This is a genomic window from Bradyrhizobium sp. 27S5 (assembly GCF_037217225.1).
Taxonomy (GTDB): Bacteria; Pseudomonadota; Alphaproteobacteria; order Rhizobiales; family Xanthobacteraceae; genus Bradyrhizobium; species Bradyrhizobium septentrionale.
The window spans coordinates 3,824,524-3,845,418 of the sequence record NZ_CP147714.1 but is presented as its reverse complement, the minus strand read 5'-3'; the positions used below and the strand labels follow the sequence as shown (position 1 = coordinate 3,845,418).

The following is a 20,895-nucleotide window of genomic DNA, read 5'->3' as shown; positions in this document are numbered from 1 at the left end:
GCAGGAATGTTGGTCGGTCGAAGCAAATGATCGGGCACCTTGCCCCTTCGTCGCAAGCGGGGCGAGGTGGAACTCAGCTTAACGGTTAGCGTGTAAAGCCGCCGCTCGGCACCGGCGCGGGGAAGCCGCCGCCGGATTGTTGCGAGGTCTGGGTCTGGGCCGGCGCCGCAGGCTGCGCCTGCTGGTCGTCGGCCGGTGGCGCGGTGGTGCGGCGGCGGACGATCTTCTTCGGCTTCGGCTCGGGCGGCAGCGCGGCGGGCGCGCCCTCCTCCGGCGCAGCGTCGGGAGCCGCCGCCTGATCCGCCGCGGGGGCTGCGGCCGGCGCCGCCCTGCCCTTGGCGTTCTTCTTGGCGCCCTTCGGCGGCTCGGGCGGCGGAGCCTGCTGGGCGGCGGCAGCCGCGGCGTTCTGCTGGTCGAGCTGTTCCTGCTGCGAGCCCTTGTACAATTCCTTCGGCACGCCCTGCTCAAGGCCAGGCACGCCTTCCGGGAACACCGGCTTGCGGTCGCCGGCCAGCTTCTTCTTGGTGTCGAGGAAGTCGAGCAGGTCGCTCGGGTCGAAATTGGACATGCCGCCACCGCCGCAGCCCGCCAACACGCTGCAAAGCGCGATGAGAACTGCGGCTGCGATCAGGCGTTGCGAGCGGCGCATGGTCGATCTCTCACTCAAACTCGGGTTCGTCTGGGCATGATCTCCGCGCAAACGCTTCGCGTTTGTCGCGAGGGAAAACCGGTTCCCACTTTTGCGGATCATGCCTCCTCAGCTCTTGGCGACCGGCGGCAACAGTGCCTGCAGCGCTTCGGCGCGCGAACGCAGGCTCGGCGGCGTCTCACCGTCATTGGCTATCTGCTCGAGCCATTGGCGCGCGGCGGTGGCATCGTTGGCGCGCAAGGCCGACAGCGCCAGCAGCTCGCGCGCGGAGTGGCGGAAGGTCGAATCCTTCGCCGTGGCCGTCGCCTCGAGCCGCTGCAGCATGTTCGGATAGGTCGTGGTTTCCATCAGGATCTGCGCGGCACGAATCCGCGCCAGATCCTGCTCGGGACCGCCGACGCTGCGATCGGCCGCGATCTCGTCATAGATCTTCGCTGCGGCCGGCTGGTCGCGGGTCGCGACCTCGGCGGCCATGCGCAGCCGCGCCAGATTGCGGTAGCCGGACGGCGCCTTGATGATGAGGTCGGCGAACGCAGCCTCTGCCTCGGCGTGCTTGTTCTGCTCGGACAGCTCGGCCGCGCGGTCGAACGCCGCACCGGCCTCGGCCGCCTTCTTGGCCTCGAGATATTGGTAGCCACGCCAGCCACCGACGCCGGCGACCACCAGGATCGCCAGCGCGATGATAAAGATCGAGTACTTGTCCCACAGCTTCTTGAGCTGATCGCGACGGACTTCCTCGTCGACTTCGTCAAATAATTCAGACACTTAAGGCTATCCCATCCCCTCGGGACCGCGAATCTCGGTGGGGCCATGCCCGCACCCGATCCCCACATCGCGGCGGCGTTACCCTAACGGTGTGGCGGAGGCAAGGCAAAGCGAGGCGGATCAACGCGTTAACAGGGGAAGTTTGTCCTGCCCCGGGGCTCACGCCCCCGCCAGGCCCTCGCGCAGCTGGCGCTTGATCACCTTGCCATTGGCGTTGCGCGGCAGCGGCTCTACGGTCAGCGCCATCGTCTCCGGCACCTTGTAGTCCGACAGGCGCTCCGCGCACCAGGCGCGCAGGCTCTCCGCGTTGACGTCGGTACGGGTCACGATCACGGCGTGGACGCGCTCGCCGAGCACCGGACACGGCTTGGCGATGATCGCGCTCTCGACCACGGCCGGATGGCCTGACAGCACCGACTCGACCTCGGCGGAATAGATCTTCAGGCCGCCGCGGTTGATCATGTCCTTCTGGCGATCGAACACGCGGACGAAGTTTGCCGCGTCGACCGAGCCGAGATCGCCGGAATGCCAGAAGCCGGCGGTAAAGCTCTCCGCGGTCGCCCTCGGATTGTTCCAGTAGCCCTTGATGACGGAGGCGCTGCGGATCCAGAGCTCGCCGATCTCGCCGCGCGGCACCTCGCGGCCGTCGCGCCCCATCACGATGATCTCGGCGCCGGGACACGGCAGGCCGACGCTGTCGATATGGGCCGCGGTCAGTTCGCCCGGCATCAAGGTCGAGGGCGACGTGGTCTCGGTCGCACCGTAGCAATTGGCGAGCTTCAGCCCGGGAATTTTTGCGTCGAGCTTCTCGATGGTGGCAACCGGCATCGGCGCGCCGCCGAAGCCGCCGATGCGCCAGCTCGACAGGTCGTAGCTGTCGAAATCCGGCTGCATCAGGCAGAGATTATACATCGCCGGCACCATCACCGTGTAGGTGACCCGCTCGCGGGCGGCGACCTTGAGATACTCCGCCGCCTTGAACTCCGGCATGATGATCAGCGCACCGGCGCAGCGCGCCATGGTGGTGACGTTGGCGACCGCGCCGGTGACATGCGCGAGCGGCACCGCGGCGATCGAGCGATCGTCCATGGTCAACTTCAGGCAGGACGCGAACACCTGTGAGGAATGGATGATGTTGCAATGGGCGAGCATCGCGCCCTTCGGCCGGCCGGTGGTGCCCGAGGTGTAGAGGATCATCGCGGTGTCCTCTTCGCTCACCTCCGCTGGCGCCTTGGCCGGCGCATTGTCGCGCAGACCTGCAAATTGCGACGCGCCGTCGTCGCTGACCGAGATGCGATGCTTGAGGCCTGGAATGTCGGCAGCGTCCGGGATGCGATCGGCAAGCGATGCCTCATGGACCAGAAGCGTCGCGCCGCAATCGTTCAGCACATAGGCGATCTCGGGCTTCTGCTGGCGGGTCGAGAGCAGCACCGTGACCAGCCCGGCATGGGCGGCGGCGAACATCGTCAGCACGAACTCGATGCGGTTGCCGAGCAGGATCGCGACGCGATCGCCGGGCGCAAGACCAAACGCAGCAAAGCCCGCCGCAACCTTCGCCGACTGCTCGGCCACCTCGCGCCAGCTCAGGCGTTGATCGCCGCAGACCAGCGCCTCGCCGTCGCCGTTCTGCGCGACGGCCTCAGTGACCATCGCCCACAGGCTGCCCGGCCGTTCCGGGAACGCCGGCACGACGCGGTCAGCGAAGCGCGGCTCGAGCCGCATCGGCGGCAGTGCGTGTTGCGACCAGTCCATGCGCGCTCTCGTCAGCTCTTCTTCATGCCGTAGACGTGCTCCGGCCCGGGGAAGGCGCGGCTCTTGACGTCGCGCGCATAGCCCGCGATCGCTTCCTCGATCATCGGTCCCAGATTGCCGTAGCGGCGCACGAATTTCGGCGCGCCCGGCGACAGGCCGAGCATGTCCTCCAGCACCAGCACCTGGCCATCACAGGCGGCACTGGCGCCGATGCCGATGGTGGGCACGGCGATCGATTGCGTGATCTTGCGCGCCAAGGGCTCGGCGACCGCCTCGACCACGATCGAGAACGCGCCGGCTTGCGCGATCGCGTGAGCGTCGTTTTCGATCGGCGCCCAGTTGGTCTCCTCGCGGCCCTGGGCGCGGAACGAGCCAAGCGTGTTGATCGACTGCGGCGTCAGGCCGATATGGCCCATCACGGGAATGCCGCGCTCGGAAAGGAACGCCACCGTCTCCGCCATCCGCGCGCCGCCCTCGAGCTTGACCGCGCCGCACAGCGTCTCCTTCATGATCCGCACCGCCGATTGAAACGCCTGCTCCTTGGAGCCTTCATAGGAGCCGAACGGCATGTCGACCACGACGAGCGCCGCCTGCGAGCCGCGCATCACGGCGCGGCCCTGCAGGATCATCATGTCGAGCGTGACCGGCACCGTGGTCTCGAAGCCGTGCATGACGTTGCCGAGGGAATCGCCGACCAGGATCGCATCGCAATGACGGTCGACCAGCGCCGCGGTATGCGCGTGGTAGGACGTCAGCATCACGATCGGCTCGCCGTTCTTGCGGGCGCGCAGATCGGGCGCGGTCTTGCGCTTGATGGCAGATTGAACAGACATTGTCAGGCTCCCATGACAGGCACGCCGATCACGACCGGGTGGAACGCAAACGCCAGCGCCAGATAAGCGATGACACCAACCGCGATCGCGATCAGGTCGTTAGTTGGGCCGCCCACCGGGATCGGCGGCGCGCCGGCATCCGCGCGGCGCTTTAGCGAGATGCGGTCATAGACCGCCCAGCCGAGAATCGAGCCGAACAGGATGATCGAGCCGAGGTCGCCATTGGCGAGCAGATGCGCGAACGCCCACAGCTTCACGCCCGCCAGCATCGGGTGCTTCAGCGTGGTATAGATGCGGCCGCGGATATAGGAGGCGACGACCAGGATGACGGCGGGCAGCATCAGCGCCACCGTGATGTGCTTCAACGCGGTCGGCGGCGTCCAGACATCGATCCATCCGGTCGCGCGGTAGTGGCCGAAGCCCCAGACAATCAGGAACAGCCCTGCGGCGGCGGCGAGCGAATAGACGATCTTGTAGACGCCCTCGCCCATCGTTTTGATCAGGCCGGCACGCAGGTCGCGTAGGCTGGTCAGCACATGGATGCCGAGGAACAGCACGAGACCCAGGATCATGACGAGCAGTCCCACGATGTTCCTCCCCTGATCGATTGGTGTCTTCGCGTAACATCTTCGCCGGGCGGTAGGCAATGCATCACGCCCACCGCCATATTCCGTCATTCCGGGATGGCCCGCAGGGCCAGACCCGGAATCTCGAAGTTGTCGGGCGCGCAAACCAATCTCGAGATTCCGGGTTCGATGCTCCGCATCGCCCCGGAATGACGAGCCTCAAGGTCTCTCTGGTTGCTTGCCGAACTCGCGGTTGTCGACATAGCGGATCATGATCGGGCGGCCGGCCAGTGCGCCGCCGAGCCCGCCGGTGAATTTCAGCGGCAGGCAGGCGCCGAGCGAGGCGTTGATGGCATTGAGGTAGGTCGTGCGGGTGTCCGTCGGGACGCCCCGCGTCGCGAATGTCAGGCGCGGCGCGCCGATCATCTCGCCAGTCCGCTTGAAGCTGAAGCGCACCGACATCTGCATGCCCTCGCGCGCATCGTCCACTGGCGGCGGCGCCCAACAGGAACGCAGCGCCGCGAAGAGATCGCCGATGGTATCGAGATCATGGTCCGGCTTGCGGTACTTCTGGGCTTGCCCCTCGGGCGGCACGGTCAGGATCGTGAGCTGGAGATTTTCGCCGTACGGATAATCCATCTCGGGAAGGCACGGGCCGTGGTTGAACACGCTGCAATAAGACGGCGTGCAGGGCCCGCCGTCGAGCACGCTGCAGGGTGTGTGCGCGAACGGCACCGGGTTGGTCTGTTGCCTTTCCTGCGCGCCGGCCACGCCCACAAGGCTGATGGCCAGCACGGTAAGAACGAGGTAGATGGCGATGCGTCGGAGCATGGACGAGCCCTGGAAGGCGGTCCAACCAAGATGTGAAACGCGGCGGGCAGGTTCAAGCCTTGCCGCGTTCACGTCCCCGCGCGTGTTTCATGCTGCGATGCTAGGCTGACGCGGCTCGCGCGTGTTGAATGAGCTCGACCTTGTAGCCATCCGGATCTTCGACGAAGGCGATGATCGACGCGCCAAATTTGACCGGGCCGGGATCCCGTCTGATCTTGACTCCGGCCGCGCGAAGGCTGCCGCAGAGGTGGTAGATGTCCGGGACCTCGATGACCAATTGGCCGAACGCGTTGCCGTGTTCATAAGTCTCGATGCCGTAATTGTATGTCAGCTCGAGTCCCGAACCGGCCGCCTCGCCGCAGCCGAGAAACGTAAGCGTATATCGCCCTTCCGGAACATCGCGGCGCCGGAGCTCCGTCATGCCGAGCTGCTTGTAGAACGAAATGCTTCGTTCGAGGTCACCGACGCGGATCATCGTGTACAGGATTCTGTTCATGGCTAGTCCTTTTGGAAAATCTTTCGATGGCTAGGGTCAGCGGCTGCGCAGTGTTCATCAGGCCAGAGCGGCAGCGACCCATTGCGCCCAGGCGAGCGCTTCTCGATCGGCACCGGGTCGGGCAACGATCTGAATTCCAAGCGGCAGCCCCTCGGGGCCGGCTCCAGCAGGAACGGTGATGGCAGGGCCATGCAAGGCGGTCCAAAGTGAATTGAACGACGAGTCCCCGGTGGAAGCGAGGCCCTCGGGAGCCTGGCCGGTCGCGGCGGGCGTGACCAGAATATCAAGATCCTCGATCGTCGCCGGAAACCGGCGGCGCAGCTGCGAAAGTGTCTCCGCCGCTTCGAGATAGTCGGCGTGGGAAATGGCCAATCCTGCGTCGAGTTGCTGCCGGAGAGGCGAACTGATCTGGTCTCGTGCATGCGCCAGCTCCCAGCCGAGCCCTTGAGCGGCCTCGCGATTGAGCACCTTGGGGAATGCAGTGTGAAATGCATCGAACGCTGACGGCAGCTCGCGATCGACGACCGCGGCACCCGCGCGCGATAACGCCGTCGCTACGTCAGCAAGAAGCTTGCGGGTCTCGGGCAGCGCCTTGTCCCAGCTGGGCGATCTGCATATTCCGATGCGAGGCGCGCGTTCAGGCTTCCGATCAGGATCGCCGAGCGGCAGGCCGCTGACGGTCCCGACCAAGAGCGCGCAATCAGCGACGCATCTGGCGACAACGCCAACCGTGTCAACGGTCTCGGCGACCAGCTTCACACCGCCGCGATTGATCACTCCGAAGCTCGGCTTGTAACCCACCACGCCACAATAGGCGGCCGGCTTGATCAGACTGCCCATCGCCTGCGTCCCATACGCAAGCGGGAAGAAGTAGTCCGCAACACCCGCCACCGAGCCGCTGCTCGATCCACCTGGGGTGTGCCCGAGCGTCAGCGGGTGAACCGTTGGACCAGGCGTGCGGATGGCGAACTCCGCGGTGACCGTCTTGCCGATCACCACGGCCCCGGCGGCGCGTACCCAAGTGACGGCGGCCGCATCGGCTTTCGGACGCCACGCCTTCCAGATCGGAGAACCATGCTCTGTGGGCATGTCGTGCGTATCGATGACATCCTTTACCCCGATCGGGATGCCATGGAGCGGCCCTGGATTTGCGTGGGCACTTCGCGCCTGATCCGGATCATGGAAGGCCAGCGCCCGGACCGCCGGGTCGCGATCGGCGATACGCGCGAGGCACGCTTCGAGAAGGTCGGCCGGCTTCAACCTGCCACTTTGAATGCGGCGAGTGGCGTCCGTTGCGGTCAGCTGAGAAAGGTCATCCATGGCGCGATTTCCAGTTGTGGCGTTGCCACTGGAAATAGCTCGGGACATATGATAAGAAAAACCAATATTTCTTATCCAACAATTTCGCTTAACTGAACTATGCGCAACCTCGACATGGACATCCTTCGGACTTTGGTGGCTGCCCAGGACCTGGGTGGCTTCAACCGCGCTGCCGACCAGGTCGGCCGGTCTCAGTCAGCGGTCAGCCAGCAAGTCCGGAAACTGGAGGAGCAGGTTGGCGAGGCCTTGTTCCGCAAGGAAGGACGAGGGTTGGTCCCCACCGAAGCCGGCGACGTGATCCTGCGCTATGCCCGTCGCATCCTCGATCTCAACGACGAGGCGATCGCCGCGGTGCGGGGAATCGCGATCGCGGGGACCGTCCGGTTTGGCTTGCCGAGCGACCTCGCCGAGACGTGGTTGCCGAAAGTGTTGGGGCACTTCAAGCGCGCCCATCCTGCTGTCTTGATCGAGGTCGTCGTCGAGCGCAACGCGCTGCTGCTCGAGCGGCTGGATAAGGGACAGCTTGATCTTGCGATCGCATTTGGCGGCGGTCCACGTGCCGATGCGCATCAATTGGCCGAGCTGCCGATGACGTGGATTGGCCCCGTACCGAAAGAGTCTGTGATCAAGACGAGCGAGCCGATATCGCTGGTGGTGTACAGCCCTCCCTGCTTCTTCCGTCAGGCGAGCATCGATGCCTTGGACAAGGCCGGCATCGCCTGGCACACATCGTTCACAAGCACCAGCCTGCACGGGCTATGGGCCGCCGTCGATGCGGGCCTTGGCATTACCCTGCGCACGGTCGTCGGTTTGCCTCGCTCCCTGACGGTGCTGCACGAATCCTCCGGCCTCCCGCCTGCCCCAACGATCCGATTGGCGTTGCATGATGCCGGCCGGGAATTGTCGCCCGCCGCCGAGCGACTGAAGGCCATCCTGGTCGAAACGTTGGCCGATAGCCTACACGGCGCGAACCGAGCGCTTGCTCGGTAGCGCCGCTCCGGGTAGCAGCAAACTCGCTGTCATCGCCCGGCTTGACCGGGCGATCCAGTATTCCAGAGGCGGCGGTGTGTCATTGAGAAGCCGCGGCGTACTGGGTCCCCCGGTCCCGTCTACGCCAAGGCTTCGACGAGGCCACGAATCCCAGGCGCGCCGAAGCTTTAGCGAAGGCGGCAAGCCGGGGGACGACAGCGGCAGGCTTGGCGACACTACGCCCGCTTCTTCACGTCCTCGCGCTTTTCGCGTCACACCCCCACTGTCATCGCCCGGCTCGACCGGGCGATCCAGTATTCCAGAGGCAGTTGTGATCAATCGAGAGGCCGCGGCGTACTGGTCCCTCGGTCAAGCCGGGGGACGACACCGAGGAATGGGCATTACGCCTTCTTCTTCACGTCCTTGACGTTGGAGAAGGTGATGCCCTCGGCGCGCTCGCGGGTGTAGCCGAGATAGAACTCGTTCTTGGCCATGAACACGGGATCGCCGTCGACGTCGTCGGCAATGCCGGAATTGTTGGCGGCGACGAAGGCGTCGAGCTTCTTGCGGTCGTCGGAGGAAATCCAGCGTGCCAGCGAGAATTCAGAGATCTCGAACTCGACCGGCAGTGAATATTCCGCGTCCAGCCGCGCCTTCAGCACGTCGAGCTGCAGCGGGCCGACCACGCCGACCAGCGCCGGCGCGCCGTCGCGCGGGCGGAACACCTGCACGACGCCCTCCTCCGACATTTGCTGCAGGGCTTCCTTCAGCTTCTTCGCCTTCATCGCATCGGTGAGGCGAACACGGCGGACGATTTCCGGAGCAAAGCTCGGCACGCCGACGAAGGTCAGATCCTCGCCCTCGGTCAGGGTATCGCCGATCCGCAAGGTGCCGTGGTTCGGAATGCCGACGACGTCGCCGGCAAACGCCTCGTCCGCCACCGAGCGGTCCTGGGCGAAGAAGAATTGCGGGCTCGACAGGCTCATGTTCTTGCCGGTGCGCACCAGCTTGGCTTTCATGCCGCGGCTCAGCTTGCCCGAGCACAGCCGGGCGAAGGCGATGCGGTCGCGGTGGTTCGGATCCATGTTGGCCTGGATCTTGAACACGAACGCGCTCATGCGCGGCTCGGCCGCCTCGACCCTGCGCAGATCGGAATCCTGCGCGCGCGGCGCCGGTGCGAACTTGCCGAGGCCTTCGAGCAAGTCGCCGACGCCGAAATTGCGCAGTGCGCTGCCGAAATAGACCGGCGTCAGATGGCCCTCGCGGAACGCCGCGAGCTCGAACGGCTTGCAGGCTTCCGAGGCCAGCGCGAGTTCGTCCCTGACCTCGGAGACGTCGAGATTGGGGTTGCGCTTGCCGAGATCGGCGATGTCGATCTGCTCGGTGGCGCCGGTCTTGGCGCCGCCGCCCTCGAGCAGCCGCACGCCGCCATTGACCACGTCATAGGTGCCGAGGAAGTCGCGGCCGCGGCCGACCGGCCAGGTCATCGGCGTGGTATCGAGCGCCAGCGTCTTCTCGATCTCGTCCAGCAGATCGAACGTGTCGCGGCTCTCGCGGTCCATCTTGTTTATGAAGGTGATGATCGGGATGTCGCGCAGGCGGCACACCTCGAACAGCTTTCGCGTCCGCGCCTCGATGCCCTTGGCGGCGTCGATCACCATGACCGCGGAGTCGACCGCGGTCAGCGTCCGGTAAGTGTCTTCCGAAAAGTCCTCGTGGCCCGGCGTGTCCAAGAGGTTGAACACGAGGTCGTTGAACTCGAAGGTCATCACCGAGGTGACGACCGAGATGCCGCGCTCGCGCTCGATCTTCATCCAGTCCGAGCGGGTGTTGCGGCGCTCGCCCTTGGCCTTGACCTGACCCGCGAGGTTGATGGCGCCGCCGAACAGCAGCAGCTTTTCCGTCAGCGTGGTCTTGCCGGCGTCCGGATGGGAAATGATCGCAAAGGTGCGCCGTCGCGCCACTTCCTCTGACAGTGGCGAGCGGGACGGCGATTCGGTTGTTGCAGCGGTATCGGACATGGCGGGGCAGCGTTTGGCAGGGAAAACGGGCGCAATCAAGGGCGTTTTGTCGCGATGCGGACGGGCGCACCATCCCCATATAGGTACGAGAAGGACGACCTTCTCCTCACCATACCGTCAGCGGGGACGACCCTGCCTTTTCTGGAGGGTTCGTGATGGCTTGGGCCATTCTGTTCACCGCTGGCCTGCTCGAGATCGGCTGGGCGATCGGGCTGAAATATACCGAGGGTTTCTCGCGGCTGGTGCCGTCGGTGCTGACGCTCGCGGCGATGGCCGGCAGCGTGATCCTGCTTGGCATTGCGCTGAAGACGCTGCCGATTGGAACCGCCTATGCGGTCTGGACCGGGATCGGCGCGGTCGGCACCGCGGCGCTCGGCATCATCCTGCTCGGCGAACCCGCGACCGCGATGCGGCTCGCCAGCATCGCCCTGATCGTTTCCGGCATCGTCGGGCTGAAGCTCGTCGGATGAATCTCTTCTGGACGCGTTTTCTTAACGCGAACCGGCTTCCACTTCGCTCGAAAACGCTACTTCAGAATCTGCACCGCCCAATAGGTCGCGGCGGCGACCGCAGCCGACGCCGGGATTGTGATCACCCAGGCATAGACGATCGAGCTCGCCACATTCCAGCGCACGGCGGAGAGCCGCCGTGCCGCACCGACGCCGACAATGGCGCCGGTGATGGTATGGGTGGTCGATACGGGAACCCCGAGATAGGTCGCGATGAACAGCGTCGCGGCGCCGCCGGTCTCAGCGCAAAAGCCCTGCATCGGCGTCAGCTTGGTGATCCGCAGCCCCATGGTGCGCACGATCCGCCAGCCGCCCATCAAGGTGCCCAGCGCCATCGCGCTCTGGCAGGACAGCACGACCCAGAACGGAATTTCGAAGGTGTCGCCGAGATGGCCCTGCGAGTAGAGCAGCACGGCGATGATGCCCATGGTCTTCTGCGCGTCGTTGCCGCCATGGCCGAGCGAATAGAGCGAGGCCGAGGCGAATTGCAGGATGCGAAAGGCGCGATCGACCGCGAACGGCGTCGAGCGCACCGAGAGCCAGGACACGACGGCCACCAGCACCAGCGCCAGCAGGAAGCCGACCAGCGGCGACAGCACGATCGCGAGCAAGGTCTTGGTGAGCCCGCTCCACACCGCAGCCGAAATGCCCGCCTTCGCCATGCCGGCGCCGACCAGCCCGCCGATCAGCGCGTGCGAGCTCGACGAGGGGATGCCGAGCGCCCAAGTGATCACGTTCCACACGATCGCGCCGACCAGCGCGGCGAAGATCACGGTCGCGTCCACCACCGACGGGTCGATGATCCCGGTGCCGATGGTGTTGGCGACGTGCAGGCCGAAGACTGCGAAGGCGACGAAATTGAAGAAGGCCGCCCAGAACACCGCATATTGCGGCCGCAGCACGCGGGTCGAGACGATGGTTGCGATCGAGTTCGCGGCATCGTGCAGGCCGTTCAGGAAGTCGAACAGCAGCGCGACCGCGATCAGGATGGTGAGAACCGGAAGACCCAGCGTGGCGTCCACGTGATGGCCCCGCTCTATTGTGCTTTTTTGAGCATGATCTCCGCGCAAACGCGTTCCGCGTTTGTCGCGCCGGAAAACCGCATCACACTTTTCCGGATCATGCTCATACTTGCTCGATCACGATCGAATTGATCTCGTTGGCGACGTCGTCGAAGCGGTCGGCCACCTTCTCGAGGTGATCGTAGATCTCCGCGCCGACGATGAAGTCCATCGTGTTGGCGTTGCGGTGCTTCAGGAACAATTCCTTCAGCCCGATATCATGGAGATCGTCGACCCGGCCCTCGAGCTTGGTCAGTTCCTCGGTGATCTGGGTCAGCATCGAGACGTTCTGACCGATCGCCTGCAACAAGGGCAGCGCGCGGACGACCAGATTGGCGCATTCGACGATCAGGGTGCCGATCTCGCGCATCGGCGGCTCGAACTCGCGCACCTCGAACAGCATGACCGCCTTTGCAGTCGCCTGCATCTGGTCGACCGCGTCGTCCATCGCCGTGATCAGGTTCTTGATGTCGCCGCGGTCGAACGGGGTGATGAAGGTGCGGCGAACCGCGGTCAGCACCTCACGGGTGACACTATCGGCGTCGTTCTCGAACTGATTGACGCGCTGACAGAAGACCGGGGTCTCCTCGCCGCCCTTCAGCATGTCCTGCAGCGCCAGCGAGCACTTCACGGAGGTCTGGGCGTGGCGGGCGAACAGGTCGAAAAACCGCTCTTCCTTGGGCAGGAAGGCGCGAAACCAGCGCAGCATGTCTCAGTTCCATCGTTCCGGGACAGCCCTTTTAGCGACTGTCACAGAACTGTCATAGAGCATCTGGCGGGGAAAGCACCGATCGACCGCCCGAACGGGCGGTCGTCCACCGCTATGTCAGCGGAAAATCGCGGGCCGCGCCCTGCCCTACAGCGACCGCCGGAGCATATGGGCCAGCTCGCCGACCAGGCCGCGCCGGAACAGCAGCACGCAGGCGACGAAGATCACGCCCTGGATCACCGTCACCCACTGGCCGAAGCCGGCGAGATATTGCTGCATGGCGATGATCACGAATGCGCCGACCACCGGTCCGAAGATGGTGCCGAGACCGCCGACCAGCGTCATCAGCACGATTTCACCGGACATCGACCAGTGCACGTCGGTGAGCGAGGCGTTCTGCGCAACGAACACCTTCAGCGAGCCGGCGAAGCCCGCCAGCGTGCCCGACAGGATGTAGGCGAGCATCTTGTACTGGTCGGTCTTGTAGCCGAGCGAGATCGCGCGCGGTTCGTTCTCGCGGATCGCCTTCAAGACCTCGCCGAACGGCGAGTTGATGGTCCGGTAGATCAGCAGGAAGCCGGCGAGGAAGCCGACCAGCACGACGTAGTAAAGCACCATCGGCTTCGAGAGGTCGAAGATCCCGAACAGTCGTCCCTGCGGGATGCCCTGGATGCCGTCTTCGCCGTGCGTGAACGGCGCCTGCAGATAGATGAAGTAGAGCAGCTGCGACAGCGCCAGCGTGATCATCGAGAAGTAGATGCCCTGGCGGCGGATCGAGATGAAGCCGGTGACGAGGCCGAGCAACGCCGCGGCGGCGGTGCCGACCACGATGCCGAGCTCGGGCGGCAGCCCCCACACCTTCAGCGCATGCGCGGTAACGTAGCCGGCAGTGCCGAGGAACATCGCGTGGCCGAACGACAGCAGGCCGCCATAGCCGATCAGCAGGTTGAAGGCGCAGGCGAGCAGCGCAAAGCACAGCGCCTGCATCACGAAGAAAGGATAGATCCCCGTGAACGGCACCACCGCCAGCAGCGCCGCCATTACGGCGAATACGATCATCTCGTCGCGCATCGCGCGCGGCGTCACCGGAAGTGTATCGTCGGTCAATGCTGACATATCAGGCCGCCCGTCCCGTCAGTCCCGTTGGCTTCACCAGCAACACCACCACCATCAGGACAAACACCACGGTGTTGGAGGCTTCGGGATAAAAATACTTGGTCAGTCCCTCGATCACGCCGAGCGCGAAGCCGGTGATGATCGAGCCCATGATCGAGCCCATGCCGCCGATCACGACCACCGCGAACACCACGATGATGAGATCGGCCCCCATCAGCGGGCGGACCTGGTTGATCGGCGCCGACAACACGCCGGCGAGCGCGGCGAGGCCGACGCCGAGCCCGTAGGTCAGCGTGATCATGCGCGGCACGTTGATGCCGAAGGCGCGCACCAGCGTCGGGTTCTCAGTCGCGGCGCGCAGATAGGCGCCGAGCTGCGTCTTCTCGATCAGGAACCAGGTGGCAAGGCACACCACCAGCGAGAAGATGACGACCCAGCCGCGATAGATCGGCAGGAACATGAAGCCGAGATTGACGCCGCCCTTGAGCTGATCCGGGATCGAATACGGCAGACCGGAGGAGCCGAAATAGTTCTGGAACACGCCCTGCACGATCAGCGCGATGCCGAAGGTCAGGAGCAGTCCGTAGAGATGGTCGAGGCCGGCCAGCCATTGCAGCATGGTGCGCTCGAGGATCATGCCGAAGATGCCGACTATGACCGGCGCGATGATCAGCGCCCACCAGTAGTTGATGCCGCCCAGGTTGAGCAGGAAATACGCCACGAAGGCGCCCATCATGTAGAGCGCGCCGTGCGCGAAATTGATGATGTTGAGCATGCCGAAGATGACGGCGAGCCCCAGACTGAGCAGCGCGTAGAACGAGCCGTTGATCAGTCCCACCAGAAGCTGTGCGTAGAGAGCCTGCATCGAATGAGCTTTCGCTAGATAGATGAAGCCCGCCGGCCACGCTCATGGCCGGCGGGCATGACCGTCACTTCTTCAGAAGAGCGCAGGTGCTCTTGTCGAGCGGCGTGAAGGCCTGGTTGCCCGGCACGGTGCCGACCAGCTTGTAGAAGTCCCACGGACCCTTGGACTCCGAGGGCTTCTTCACTTCGAACAGATAGGCGTCGTGGGTGACACGGCCGTTGGCCTCGACCTCGCCCTTGCCGAACAGCGGATCGTCGGTCGGGATGGTCTTCATCTTCGCGACCACCTTGGCGCCGTCATGCGGATTGCCGCCGAGCGCTTCCAGCGCCTTGAAGTAATGCATGAGGCCCGCATAGACGCCGGCCTGCACCATGGTCGGGGGCGCGCCGCTCTTCATCCGCGCCGAGAAGCGCTTGGAGAAGGCGCGGGTGTTGTCGTTGAGGTCCCAGTAGAACGTCTCGGTGAAGTTGAGGCCCTGCGCAGTCTCGAGCCCGATCGCCTTGACGTCGGTGAGGAACAAGAGCAGCGCGGCGAGCTTCTGGCCGCCCTTGACGATGCCGAACTCGGCGGCCTGCTTGATCGAGTTGGTGGTGTCGCCGCCGGCATTGGCAAGACCGATGATCTTGGCTTTGGAGGCCTGCGCCTGCAGCAGGAAGGAGGAGAAATCAGCGGTGTTGAGCGGATGCTTGACGCCGCCGACCACCTTGCCGCCATTGGCGGTCACGACAGCCGTGGTGTCGCGCTCGAGCGCGGCGCCGAATGCATAGTCCGCGGTCAGGAAGAACCAGGTGTCCCCGCCCGCCTTCACCAGCGCCTGGCCGGTGGCGTGGGCCAGCATGTAGGTGTCGTAGGTCCAGTGCACGGTGTTCGGCGAGCACTGCGCGTTGGTGAGGTCGGAGGTCGCGGCGCCCGAATTGATGTAGACGCCGTTCTTCTCCTTCACGACGTTGTTGACCGCGAGCGCGACGCCGGAATTTGGCACGTCGACGACCGTGTCGACCTTGTCGACGTCGAACCACTGGCGGGCGATGGTGGTGCCGATATCGGGCTTGTTCTGGTGATCGCCGGAGATCAGGTCGATGGTCCAGCCCTTGGCCTTGAGGCCGGAATCCTCGATCGCCATCTGCGCCGCCAGCGTCGAGCCGGGGCCGGCAAGGTCGGCATAGAGGCCGGACTGATCCGACAGCACGCCGATCTTGACCGTCTTGTCGTCAGCGGAGGCGACGCTTGCAGCTGACAGCACCATCGCGGTGCCGAGCAGGAGCGCTGAAATGGTATTCTTCATGTCGGATTTCCTCAGTCCTTAAATTTTCTGGCTCCGGCGATTTCAAACGCCGAGATACGTATGCAGCTTGTCCATGTTGGCCGACAGCTCCGAATTCGCGAAGCCGTCGATCACCTTGCCGTGCTCGACGATGTAGTAGCGGTCGGCAACGGTCGAGGCGAAACGGAAATTCTGTTCGACCAGCAGGATGGTGAATCCCTGCGACTTCAGGCGCGCAATGGTGTGGCCGATCTGCTGAATGATGACCGGCGCCAACCCTTCGGTCGGCTCGTCCAGCATCAGGAAGCGCGCGCCGGTGCGCAGGATGCGCGCGATCGCCAGCATCTGCTGCTCGCCCCCCGAGAGCTTGGTGCCCTGGCTGGTGAGACGCTCCTTCAGGTTCGGAAACAGCGTGAAGATCTGGTCGAGCGGCAGACCGCCCGGGCGCACCACCGGCGGCAGCAGCAGGTTCTCCTTCACATCGAGGCTGGCGAAGATGCCGCGCTCTTCGGGGCAGAATGCGATGCCGAGCCGCGCGATGCGGTCGGAGGTGGCGCGGATGATCTCCTTGTTGTCGAAGCGGATCGATCCCGAACGCTTGCCGATCACGCCCATCACCGACTTCAGCGTGGTGGTCTTGCCGGCGCCGTTGCGGCCGAGCAGCGTCACCACCTCGCCGGCCTTCACGTTGAAATTGATGCCGTGCAGGATGTGGGATTCGCCGTACCAGGCCTGCAGATCCTTGACCGTCAGTACCTCGGCGCCGGCCGCAGCCACGGGCTTCTCCGCCAGTTTCGCCTCAGCCATGACCCGCTCCCAGATAGGCTTCCTTCACGCGCTCGTCCTTGGAGAGGTCGGCGTAGTTGCCCTCCGCCAGCACCTGCCCGCGCGTCAGCACGGTGATGATGTCGGAGAGGTTGGCCACCACCGAGAGGTTATGTTCGACCATCAGGATGGTGTACTTGGCGGAGATCCGCTTGATCAGCGCCGCGATCTTGTCGATGTCCTCGTGACCCATGCCGGCCATCGGCTCGTCGAGCAGCATCATCTCGGGGTCGAGCGCGAGCGTCGTTGCAATCTCAAGGGCGCGTTTGCGGCCGTACGGCATCTCGACCGCCGGCGTGTTGGCGAATTCGCTTAAGCCGACGTCGTTCAGCAGCTCATGGGCGCGCGGATTGAAGCGGTCGAGCACGGTTTTCGACCGCCAGAAATCGAACGACGAGCCGTGCTGGCGCTGCAGCGCCACGCGAACGTTCTCGAGCGCGGTCAGATGCGGAAACACCGCCGAGATCTGGAACGAGCGGACCAGCCCGAGCCGCGCCACGTCGGCCGGCGGCATCGCGGTGATGTCCTGGCCCTTGTAGCGAATCTGCCCTCCCGTCGGCTTCAGGAATTTGGTCAGCAGATTGAAACAGGTCGTCTTGCCGGCGCCGTTCGGCCCGATCAACGCATGAATACTGCCGCGACGCACCTTCAATGCAACGTCGCGAACGGCGAAGAAACCCGCGAATTCCTTGGTCAATCCGCTGGTTTCGAGAATGAACTCATCGGCCAAATAGAATCCCCCATACGCCATCGCCGCGAAGCCCGTCGCCCGCGTGGCCAGCTTTTTTCGTGCTCGACAGGTTGTCCGACCGTCTTGGAAACCGTCCGGCGCCCGTCGCCTCCGGGCCGGAATATGCCGTCATCTGCGGCGGTTACGCAAGGTCGAAAGCTGTGCGGTGCGGTATCGGCGCGACCAGTTCCGGTTGATCCTTAGTCGAATGGCATTTGGGCGCGCTTTGCGCCTCGGGAAAGCGGCCGTTAACGGTGTTTTCCTCCGGACCGTCACTTTCATAGAATATTTCCGCCTGTCGCCGAAGCTCCGGCCATTGCATTGAGAATGGCCAGAGCCTTGCATTTCGAGAGCGCCAATTCTTCGGTCGTCAAGTCGATCCGGCAACGTGATTTCCTGAACACGTGGCTGCGACTTTATGCCCGCAGCCAGACGATCCCGCGCATGGATGAATTTCAGCCTGAGCGGATCGAGGAAGATCTGCCGGACACCGTGTTCCTCAGCGTCGACGCCGCGGCCCAGCCGCCGCGATTGACGATCGAGAGCGACGGCACGCGGATGGCCACCGCCTACGGACACAGCGGCAAGGGCCGCCTGCTCGACGACTATCTCGGCCCGCGGCTCGCACCCGTTGTGATGCCGGTCTACCACGAATGCATCGCCCGCCGCCTCCCCGCCTACACCATCACCGACATCGACGACATCTACGGTCACGTCGTGGCCTATGAACGGCTGCTGCTGCCGTTCTCGGACGGCGGCGCTGTCACGCATCTGGTCGCGTCGCTGAAGACGATCAGCGACAGCGGCCATTTCGAAATCCGCAATCTGATGCGCGGCAATGTCGTGCTGCCGAGCTTCAAGCTGTGCGCGATCATCGACCGCGACCTGTACCACCGTGCCCCCGGCCGCATCCCGCTCGGGGATGTGCTTGAATTCGGTTAGCCGATGCCCTTCAGGAGTGCCGATCCATCGGCGGTCAAATCGATCACGCAGCGGGTGCTGCTGAATGCCTGGCTGCGCGCGGTGCGCAAGCCGGACGCGCTCCCTAAGCTGAGCGACTTCCATACCGAGGGCACCGCTGACGAGCGCGCCGACATGATGGGCTTTGACGTGGTCGGCAGCGGCGAGGACGCCCGCTTCCTGATCACCCAACAAGGCGCAAGGCTGACCACCGCCTACGGCAACGAGCATGTCGATCCGCGGCTGCGCACCAACCGCTATCTGGATGATGCGATCGGCCCGGAGCGCTATGCCGGCGTGATCCTGTCCTATCGTGCCTGCCTGACGCGCAAGCGTCCGACCTATACGGTTGCGGAGGTGACGGACGCCGACGGCAAGGACGTCTCCTATGAACGACTGCTGCTGCCGTTCGGACGCGGCGATACCGTCGAGCACATCATCGGCTCGTACAAGGCGATCAGCATCGAGGGCGGATTTCGGCTGCAGAACCTGATGGGCGTGACGCCGAAGTCGATCCCGATCGTGACCGTGCGCGCGGTGATCGACCGCAAGTTCGTGCCGGTGGATCATCCGGCGAGCCAAGATTCAGTCGAGCTGATCTAGGGCGTACCCATAAATGCGCCGAAATGGCGAACGGCATCTGAGGGAGCCACAATAAGGAAAACGCTGGGCGACATCCGCTTTTGGCCCTCTTCAGACCTCCGGGAGCGGTCTGATGATGTCGGCTCATCGGTATAAACCGAACCTCGCAACTGCGCGCGCAGGTCCGAAAATGCATCCATCGGGCAACATAGGTAGCGGGGCGGGTCAGTAGTTTTGTGGAACCAATAGACCCGCCCCTGTACTCGCGCCGTCACTTCATTCCTTGCAAGTCTTATCAGCCACCAAGGCTGTTTGTGCTGATGCCTGTGTCGGGTGTGCCGTACCGATGACCTTCATCGTGCCTCCAGCGGCAGGCTGGGTATTGACAACTTGACACTTCATCGTCGCGGTATCTTGAGCCACGTAGAACGAGGAAGCGCCTGATGGTGGCGCTTGACCGGTGGTTTTGTCCTGCTGCGCGAATGAAGGTGCAGTGAATGCGATAACAGCAACCGTCGCCAAAAGAACTTTCGTCATGGTGTCTACCTCCTGGTTAGAGACAGGGGGCAAATAGAGTCGGGCGATAAGAGGTTCCTGCGATAATGGATTTATTTCATTTGCGAGTTGGATTTGATTTCGTGCGCCTTCGTTTAACTTTTCCGATGTGAGCAATATTGACCAGCCCCGCATTGACGTATTGGGCTAGACTGAATCCATCGGCGTCCGAATAGGCAGTTATCGGCGACAGAGAGATCGATAATGCTCCCGCCCAATACAGGGGAAGCATGATGTCATCTATCCAACCAAATCCACTATACAGCCGCGCGGAGATCGGGATTCTTCCGTGTTCCAAGTGTGGCAAGCCTATGCGGTTGGCTTGCATCGAGCCTGCTCAACCCGGTCAGGAAGTCCGCACCTTCCAGTGCTCGGAATGCAAGACGACTGGGAGTTTTGCTGTTGTGATCTAGTCGCTACTAGTCAGCCTTTGCGACCTGTTGGGTCCGGTTCTGACTTCGTTTGCTGACCCTTCAGTTATCCGCAGCCGAAGCGCTTTCCTGACGCGAACCGGTCTCCACTTCGCAGGAATGCCTCAGCCCTTCTTGCGCGCCTTGACCGGCACTTCCTTGGCGTAGATATCCGGCTTGAAGCCGACGACGCGCCTGGGCCCGAGATCGAGCACCGGACGCTTGATCATCGACGGCTGCTCGGCCATCAGCGCCAGCGCCTTGCGCTCGTTCAATCCCTCCTTGTCGGCATCGGGCAGCTTCTTGAAGGTCGTGCCGGCGCGGTTGAGCAGCGTCTCCCAGCCGACCTCGTCGCTCCACTGCTTGAGCTTGTCCTTGGCGATCCCCGTGGTCTTGTAGTCGTGGAAGTCATAGGCGACGCCATGATCGTCGAGCCAGGCGCGCGCCTTCTTCATCGTGTCGCAGTTCTTGATGCCGTAGATGGTGATGCTCAAAGCCGTTCCCCGGATGCGATTTGCAGCGGGGAAACTAGCCCCGCCGCAACCACAGCGCCAGATCGGACCGCGACGGTCTCCACACCGATATTGCTCGCCTAGTGGGCGTAGCGCGTGAAGACGAAATCGTGATCGCTGGCGTGGGCCTCGTGGCATGCGAAGCAGGTTTCGTGCTGGGCGGCATCGACCGGCCTGCCGTCGATGAAGCGACCAAAGCCCCAGCCGCCGGTCGCGGCATATTTGGCGGAGCCCTTGACCATCACCTGGACGGTGGTCGCGGGCCCCGTGATGAAGGCACCATTGAGACCTGCAACCGGCTTGCGCTTCCACGCGAGCTTCACCAGCACGGTGCCGTCAGGGAATCGTGCGGCGCCGCCCTGATAGGCCTTCACCGCGGTGTCGTTGCCGAGCACGCTGCGCAGCTCGTCAAGCCCGGTCTCCTCACCGACCGCGATCAGCTTCCAGTCGCGATAGCCTTGGGGAATTGTCACGCCGAAGATCGGCGATGCCAGTGCAGCATCGTCGGCACGCCCGACGGCAAACGGCAATGCGGCGCTGATGCTGGCTGCCGCGATCGCGGCAGCTGCCCATTTCACAACCTGTTTCATGATCT

23 protein-coding genes are annotated in these 20,895 nt (G+C 64.0%); 4 read left to right on the top strand and 19 right to left on the bottom strand.

Features of this window, described 5'->3' with window-relative positions:
• Nucleotides 1-85: 85 nt before the first annotated feature.
• From WDM24_RS17685 to WDM24_RS17650, 8 genes are all read right to left on the bottom strand, one after another.
• Entirely contained in the window at nucleotides 86-649 is a 564-nt protein-coding gene (locus WDM24_RS17685; protein ID WP_029083555.1) for a hypothetical protein, read from the bottom strand.
• Nucleotides 650-757: 108 nt separating this feature from the next.
• Nucleotides 758-1,414: a tetratricopeptide repeat protein gene (locus WDM24_RS17680; protein ID WP_029083556.1), complete on the bottom strand. Its 657-nt coding sequence runs from the start codon at nucleotides 1,412-1,414 to the stop codon at nucleotides 758-760.
• 159 nt (nucleotides 1,415-1,573) lie between these two features.
• Nucleotides 1,574-3,166 carry a class I adenylate-forming enzyme family protein gene (locus WDM24_RS17675; RefSeq protein WP_338831927.1) on the bottom strand — a complete coding sequence of 531 codons (1,593 nt, stop codon included), beginning with the start codon at nucleotides 3,164-3,166 and terminating at the stop codon, nucleotides 1,574-1,576.
• Between the two features lie 11 nt (nucleotides 3,167-3,177).
• Complete coding sequence (gene panB / locus WDM24_RS17670; protein ID WP_338831926.1) at nucleotides 3,178-3,999, bottom strand: 3-methyl-2-oxobutanoate hydroxymethyltransferase; 822 nt, start codon at nucleotides 3,997-3,999, stop codon at nucleotides 3,178-3,180.
• A gap of 2 nt (nucleotides 4,000-4,001) precedes the next feature.
• Nucleotides 4,002-4,586, bottom strand: coding sequence for an NnrU family protein (locus WDM24_RS17665; protein ID WP_029083559.1), 585 nt, complete (start codon nucleotides 4,584-4,586; stop codon nucleotides 4,002-4,004).
• A gap of 198 nt (nucleotides 4,587-4,784) precedes the next feature.
• On the bottom strand, nucleotides 4,785-5,396 hold the full coding sequence (locus WDM24_RS17660; RefSeq protein WP_338832396.1) for a hypothetical protein: 612 nt from the start codon (nucleotides 5,394-5,396) through the stop codon (nucleotides 4,785-4,787).
• 100 nt (nucleotides 5,397-5,496) lie between these two features.
• Complete coding sequence (gloA, locus tag WDM24_RS17655) at nucleotides 5,497-5,892, bottom strand: lactoylglutathione lyase (protein ID WP_338831925.1); 396 nt, start codon at nucleotides 5,890-5,892, stop codon at nucleotides 5,497-5,499.
• A gap of 57 nt (nucleotides 5,893-5,949) precedes the next feature.
• A complete protein-coding gene (locus WDM24_RS17650; RefSeq protein WP_338831924.1) occupies nucleotides 5,950-7,212 on the bottom strand; it encodes an amidase in 1,263 nt (420 codons plus the stop codon).
• A gap of 99 nt (nucleotides 7,213-7,311) precedes the next feature.
• Between WDM24_RS17650 and WDM24_RS17645 the strand changes: the two genes are divergently transcribed.
• Nucleotides 7,312-8,202, top strand: coding sequence for a LysR substrate-binding domain-containing protein (locus WDM24_RS17645; protein ID WP_338831923.1), 891 nt, complete (start codon nucleotides 7,312-7,314; stop codon nucleotides 8,200-8,202).
• 380 nt (nucleotides 8,203-8,582) lie between these two features.
• Here WDM24_RS17645 and WDM24_RS17640 read toward each other — a convergent pair whose 3' ends face one another.
• Nucleotides 8,583-10,202, bottom strand: coding sequence for a peptide chain release factor 3 (locus tag WDM24_RS17640; protein ID WP_338831922.1), 1,620 nt, complete (start codon nucleotides 10,200-10,202; stop codon nucleotides 8,583-8,585).
• Between the two features lie 155 nt (nucleotides 10,203-10,357).
• On the opposite strand from WDM24_RS17640, the gene sugE reads away from it, so the two are divergent.
• A complete protein-coding gene (sugE, locus tag WDM24_RS17635; RefSeq protein ID WP_029083562.1) occupies nucleotides 10,358-10,672 on the top strand; it encodes a quaternary ammonium compound efflux SMR transporter SugE in 315 nt (104 codons plus the stop codon).
• A gap of 56 nt (nucleotides 10,673-10,728) precedes the next feature.
• Here the strand turns inward: sugE and WDM24_RS17630 are convergent, their stop codons facing one another.
• The 7 genes from WDM24_RS17630 to WDM24_RS17600 form a co-directional block, all read right to left on the bottom strand.
• On the bottom strand, nucleotides 10,729-11,733 hold the full coding sequence (locus WDM24_RS17630) for an inorganic phosphate transporter (protein WP_166296325.1): 1,005 nt from the start codon (nucleotides 11,731-11,733) through the stop codon (nucleotides 10,729-10,731).
• A gap of 103 nt (nucleotides 11,734-11,836) precedes the next feature.
• On the bottom strand, nucleotides 11,837-12,481 hold the full coding sequence (locus WDM24_RS17625; RefSeq protein ID WP_166296328.1) for a DUF47 domain-containing protein: 645 nt from the start codon (nucleotides 12,479-12,481) through the stop codon (nucleotides 11,837-11,839).
• Between the two features lie 147 nt (nucleotides 12,482-12,628).
• Nucleotides 12,629-13,597: a branched-chain amino acid ABC transporter permease gene (locus WDM24_RS17620; protein ID WP_166296331.1), complete on the bottom strand. Its 969-nt coding sequence runs from the start codon at nucleotides 13,595-13,597 to the stop codon at nucleotides 12,629-12,631.
• Between the two features lies 1 nt (nucleotide 13,598).
• Nucleotides 13,599-14,462, bottom strand: coding sequence for a branched-chain amino acid ABC transporter permease (locus WDM24_RS17615; protein ID WP_029083566.1), 864 nt, complete (start codon nucleotides 14,460-14,462; stop codon nucleotides 13,599-13,601).
• Between the two features lie 64 nt (nucleotides 14,463-14,526).
• A complete protein-coding gene (locus WDM24_RS17610; RefSeq protein WP_166296334.1) occupies nucleotides 14,527-15,747 on the bottom strand; it encodes an ABC transporter substrate-binding protein in 1,221 nt (406 codons plus the stop codon).
• Between the two features lie 42 nt (nucleotides 15,748-15,789).
• Nucleotides 15,790-16,533 (bottom strand): ABC transporter ATP-binding protein, encoded by a 744-nt coding sequence (locus WDM24_RS17605; protein WP_338831921.1) that lies wholly within the window; start codon nucleotides 16,531-16,533, stop codon nucleotides 15,790-15,792.
• A complete protein-coding gene (locus WDM24_RS17600) occupies nucleotides 16,526-17,281 on the bottom strand; it encodes an ABC transporter ATP-binding protein (protein ID WP_024581422.1) in 756 nt (251 codons plus the stop codon). Before WDM24_RS17600 ends, WDM24_RS17605 begins: the two co-directional genes overlap by 8 nt.
• 327 nt (nucleotides 17,282-17,608) lie before the next feature.
• On the opposite strand from WDM24_RS17600, the gene WDM24_RS17595 reads away from it, so the two are divergent.
• Nucleotides 17,609-18,223 carry a PAS domain-containing protein gene (locus WDM24_RS17595; RefSeq protein WP_338831920.1) on the top strand — a complete coding sequence of 205 codons (615 nt, stop codon included), beginning with the start codon at nucleotides 17,609-17,611 and terminating at the stop codon, nucleotides 18,221-18,223.
• A 3-nt stretch (nucleotides 18,224-18,226) separates the two neighbouring features.
• Nucleotides 18,227-18,844 carry a hypothetical protein gene (locus WDM24_RS17590; protein ID WP_338831918.1) on the top strand — a complete coding sequence of 206 codons (618 nt, stop codon included), beginning with the start codon at nucleotides 18,227-18,229 and terminating at the stop codon, nucleotides 18,842-18,844.
• Nucleotides 18,845-19,099: 255 nt separating this feature from the next.
• Here WDM24_RS17590 and WDM24_RS17585 read toward each other — a convergent pair whose 3' ends face one another.
• The 3 genes from WDM24_RS17585 to WDM24_RS17575 form a co-directional block, all read right to left on the bottom strand.
• Nucleotides 19,100-19,360: a hypothetical protein gene (locus WDM24_RS17585; protein ID WP_166296349.1), complete on the bottom strand. Its 261-nt coding sequence runs from the start codon at nucleotides 19,358-19,360 to the stop codon at nucleotides 19,100-19,102.
• A 553-nt stretch (nucleotides 19,361-19,913) separates the two neighbouring features.
• Nucleotides 19,914-20,282: an ArsC family reductase gene (locus WDM24_RS17580; RefSeq protein ID WP_338831917.1), complete on the bottom strand. Its 369-nt coding sequence runs from the start codon at nucleotides 20,280-20,282 to the stop codon at nucleotides 19,914-19,916.
• 98 nt (nucleotides 20,283-20,380) lie between these two features.
• A complete protein-coding gene (locus WDM24_RS17575) occupies nucleotides 20,381-20,890 on the bottom strand; it encodes a cytochrome P460 family protein (protein WP_338831916.1) in 510 nt (169 codons plus the stop codon).
• Nucleotides 20,891-20,895: the final 5 nt, after the last annotated feature.

Bases quoted from the DNA above. Each gene is read 5' to 3' on its own strand.
- WDM24_RS17685 (WP_029083555.1), bottom strand. From the start codon at position 649: ATGCGCCGCTCGCAACGCCTGATCGCAGCCGCAGTTCTCATCGCGCTT.
- WDM24_RS17675 (WP_338831927.1), bottom strand. From the start codon at position 3,166: ATGGACTGGTCGCAACACGCACTGCCGCCGATGCGGCTCGAGCCGCGC.
- panB (WP_338831926.1), bottom strand. From the start codon at position 3,999: ATGTCTGTTCAATCTGCCATCAAGCGCAAGACCGCGCCCGATCTGCGC.
- WDM24_RS17660 (WP_338832396.1), bottom strand. From the start codon at position 5,396: ATGCTCCGACGCATCGCCATCTACCTCGTTCTTACCGTGCTGGCCATC.
- gloA (WP_338831925.1), bottom strand. From the start codon at position 5,892: ATGAACAGAATCCTGTACACGATGATCCGCGTCGGTGACCTCGAACGA.
- WDM24_RS17650 (WP_338831924.1), bottom strand. From the start codon at position 7,212: ATGGATGACCTTTCTCAGCTGACCGCAACGGACGCCACTCGCCGCATT.
- WDM24_RS17645 (WP_338831923.1), top strand. From the start codon at position 7,312: ATGCGCAACCTCGACATGGACATCCTTCGGACTTTGGTGGCTGCCCAG.
- WDM24_RS17640 (WP_338831922.1), bottom strand. From the start codon at position 10,202: ATGTCCGATACCGCTGCAACAACCGAATCGCCGTCCCGCTCGCCACTG.
- sugE (WP_029083562.1), top strand. From the start codon at position 10,358: ATGGCTTGGGCCATTCTGTTCACCGCTGGCCTGCTCGAGATCGGCTGG.
- WDM24_RS17625 (WP_166296328.1), bottom strand. From the start codon at position 12,481: ATGCTGCGCTGGTTTCGCGCCTTCCTGCCCAAGGAAGAGCGGTTTTTC.
- WDM24_RS17620 (WP_166296331.1), bottom strand. From the start codon at position 13,597: ATGTCAGCATTGACCGACGATACACTTCCGGTGACGCCGCGCGCGATG.
- WDM24_RS17615 (WP_029083566.1), bottom strand. From the start codon at position 14,462: ATGCAGGCTCTCTACGCACAGCTTCTGGTGGGACTGATCAACGGCTCG.
- WDM24_RS17610 (WP_166296334.1), bottom strand. From the start codon at position 15,747: ATGAAGAATACCATTTCAGCGCTCCTGCTCGGCACCGCGATGGTGCTG.
- WDM24_RS17605 (WP_338831921.1), bottom strand. From the start codon at position 16,533: ATGGCTGAGGCGAAACTGGCGGAGAAGCCCGTGGCTGCGGCCGGCGCC.
- WDM24_RS17595 (WP_338831920.1), top strand. From the start codon at position 17,609: ATGGCCAGAGCCTTGCATTTCGAGAGCGCCAATTCTTCGGTCGTCAAG.
- WDM24_RS17590 (WP_338831918.1), top strand. From the start codon at position 18,227: ATGCCCTTCAGGAGTGCCGATCCATCGGCGGTCAAATCGATCACGCAG.
- WDM24_RS17585 (WP_166296349.1), bottom strand. From the start codon at position 19,360: ATGACGAAAGTTCTTTTGGCGACGGTTGCTGTTATCGCATTCACTGCA.
- WDM24_RS17575 (WP_338831916.1), bottom strand. From the start codon at position 20,890: ATGAAACAGGTTGTGAAATGGGCAGCTGCCGCGATCGCGGCAGCCAGC.